The 2891-nt window shown below is 58.7% G+C and carries 2 protein-coding genes and 1 tRNA gene; all 3 read left to right on the top strand.

Annotation, left to right across the window (positions count from 1 at the left end; all coding sequences use genetic code 11):
- The first annotated feature begins 186 nt into the window (after positions 1 to 186).
- Positions 187 to 258: transfer RNA gene (locus tag RMO15_RS18680), tRNA-Asn, on the top strand.
- Positions 259 to 372: 114 nt separating this feature from the next.
- Complete coding sequence (locus RMO15_RS18675) at positions 373 to 2286, top strand: endo-1,4-beta-xylanase (protein ID WP_309715199.1); 1914 nt, start codon at positions 373 to 375, stop codon at positions 2284 to 2286.
- A gap of 9 nt (positions 2287 to 2295) precedes the next feature.
- On the top strand, positions 2296 to 2891 hold a 596-nt coding region (locus RMO15_RS18670; RefSeq protein WP_309715197.1), incomplete at its 3' end, for a LacI family DNA-binding transcriptional regulator.

Here is a 2891-nt window from a genome sequence, read left to right as displayed (position 1 = left end):
GGTGAGGGGATAGTCTCGGGAGCAGGGCGTGTCATGGATTTTCAACTTTTAGACTTTGTGAACATGTTCACAAAGTATCTCATTCGGATTATACCGTCCCTTCTTTCCCGGTGCAATGCTAAAGCAGTGTAAATTTTAAGTGACTATTGCATCCCATGAGTAGGCATGATATAACTTTTCCGCCGTTCCCTTGTAGCTCAGCGGTAGAGCATTCGGCTGTTAACCGAAGGGTCACTGGTTCGAATCCAGTCGGGGGAGCATTACGTTCGGAGGTGAGTGTCAAACACTCACCTCCGTTTTTGTTTGTTTTTCTTTTCTAAAGATCATATGGTATACTTTTGCTACGACGAAGTAGCAAGGAGGGTTCATAGGATGAAACAGGCAGAAAAGACCGAGACAGTTAGGCCACTCAAAGATGCGTTCAAGGGAAAGTTCCTGTTGGGGACAATCCTCGGGGTTGCGGCACTTCAGGGGAAATCGCGGCAAGATACGGAGCTCGCCACCACGCACTTTAGCGCCATCACGCCCGAAAATAGCCTCAAGCCCGAGGCTGTTCAGCCGCGTGAGGGAGAGTTTCGGTTTGCCGAGGGCGATAAGCTAGTCGAGCTTTGCAAGAGCTGTGGGGCCACTGCGATTGGACACACGCTTCTCTGGCACGCGCAGACCGGGCGCTGGATGTTCGAGGGTAAAGACGGCCAGCCGCTCACCCGCGAGCTGGCGCTCACTCGGATGCGCACCCATATTGGTACCGTGGTGGGGCACTACAAGGGCAAGATTAAGCAGTGGGACGTGGTCAACGAGGCAATCAACGATGGGCCTGGGACGCTGCGACCCTCGCCCTGGCTCAAGGCAATCGGCGATGACTTTATCGCGGAGGCGTTTCGCGCCGCCCACGAGGCCGACCCGAAGGCAACTCTGATCTACAATGACTACAATATCGAGCTGGGCTACAAGCGCCCCAAGGCGGTGGAGCTTGTCAAGAAGCTCCTGGCGCAGAAAGTCCCGATCCATGCCGTCGGGATTCAGTGCCACTGGCGCATGGACAATCCCAACTTCACCGAGGTCGAGGACGCAATCAAAGAGTACGCGGCTCTAGGGCTAAAAATCATGGTCACGGAGCTCGATCTAGGGGTGCTGCCGACCAAGTACCAGGGTGCCGATCTCTCCGCACGTCAGGCAATGACCCCTGAGCAACAGGCCGTGATGAACCCTTACACGAAAGAGCTCCCCGGTGCCGTGGCTCAAGCTCACGCCGAGCGCTACCGGCTGGCCTTTGAGATGTTTTTGCGCCACCAGAAGACCATCGAGCGGGTGACTTTTTGGGGAACCCACGATGGCTCCTCTTGGCTCGATGACTTCCCGATTCGAGGCCGCACCGACTACCCACTTCTCTTTGATCGCCAGGGCAAGACCAAGCCCGCCTTCTTTGCCGTACAAAACGCAGCAACGCAGCCACCCCGCGCTCCGGGTCGCCCGGGTGGCTTTGGAGGACCTATCAAGCTCAACCCCGACGATATCCAGGCCTTTCCTGACCCGCCCGCTGAGATTAATGCCAAGCGTGATGTGCCGCACGGAAAGCTGGAGCTGATCGAGTACGACTCCAAGACCGTGGGCGTCAAGCGCAAGGTCAATGTCTACACGCCGCCGGGCTACGATCCGGGCAAGAAGTACCCCGTTCTGTATCTCTTGCACGGGATCGGCGGCGATGAGACCGAGTGGCTACGCTTCGCCTCGCCGAATCTCTTGATGGACAACCTGCTGGCTGATGGCAAGGCGCAGCCGATGATTATTGTCCTGCCCAATGGCCGCGCCCAGAAAGACGACCGCCCTGGCCCCAATGCGATGGCTACCGCGCCTGCCTTTGCGGTCTTTGAGCGCGACTTGCTCGATGATCTCATTCCCGCCATTGAGGCGAAGTACTCCGTAAAATCAGACCGTGAGAGCCGAGCCGTGGCGGGGCTCTCGATGGGCGGCGGGCAGTCGCTCAACTTTGGCCTCGGGCATTTGGAGACGTTTGCCTGGGTTGGTGGGTTTTCGTCGGCGCCCAACACCAAGTCGCCCGCACAACTCGTCCCCGATGCTGCTGCCGCGAAAACCAAGCTCAAACTGCTCTATCTCTCGTGTGGCAATAAAGATGGGCTGATCGGCATTAGCCAGGGCGTGCATGGTTATCTGAAAGAGAAAGATGTCCCGCACTTCTGGAATGTCGATAGCCATGCCCACGACCCGACCCACTGGAAGAACAATCTCTACTACTTCTTGCAACGGGTCTTCCAGGCGAAGTAGACTTACGTCATGGCCCATCCGACCATCGCGACTCTTGCGGAGCACCTGGGACTCTCCCGCGCCACGGTGACCCACGTCCTCAACGGGCGCGGCGATACCCAGCGCATCAGCCCCAAGACCCAGCAGCGGGTGCGCGAGGCGGCGCAGGAGCTGGGCTACCGTGCCAATGCCTCGGCGCGCGCGGTGCGGGCGGGGCGCTTTGGCAATATCGCGCTGATCCAGTCGCTCTGGGGGCAGTACCTTCCCCCGGAGCTGCTCTTTGGGCTCACCCGCGCCCTCGCAGACCAAGACCTGCATCTGGTGCTCTCCCAAGTCCCTGACCCCGTGATGGAGGACGAGGCCTATCTCCCTCACACCCTCCATGAGCTCTCCGTGGACGGAGTGTTGCTCAACCGGCACGTGGCCTCATCGCCGGGCTACCTGGAGACCATCCTGCGGCTCCAGATCCCGGCGATCTGGCTCAATGTGAAGCAGGAGTTTGATGCGATCCACCCCGACGATCTCCAAGGGGGATGGCTCGCCACAGAGTTCTTGCTCGCGCTCGGGCACGAGAAGATCGCCTTTGTGGACTCCGATGAGCCACAGAACGCCCACTACAGCAAACA

It is taken from the genome of Armatimonas sp., from assembly GCF_031410135.1.
Lineage (GTDB): Bacteria > Armatimonadota > Armatimonadia > Armatimonadales > Armatimonadaceae > Armatimonas.
This window is presented reverse-complemented; position numbering and strand designations above follow the sequence as displayed.

Excerpts from the sequence above, each read along its gene's own strand:
- RMO15_RS18675 (WP_309715199.1), top strand. The coding sequence starts at position 373 with ATGAAACAGGCAGAAAAGACCGAGACAGTTAGGCCACTCAAAGATGCG.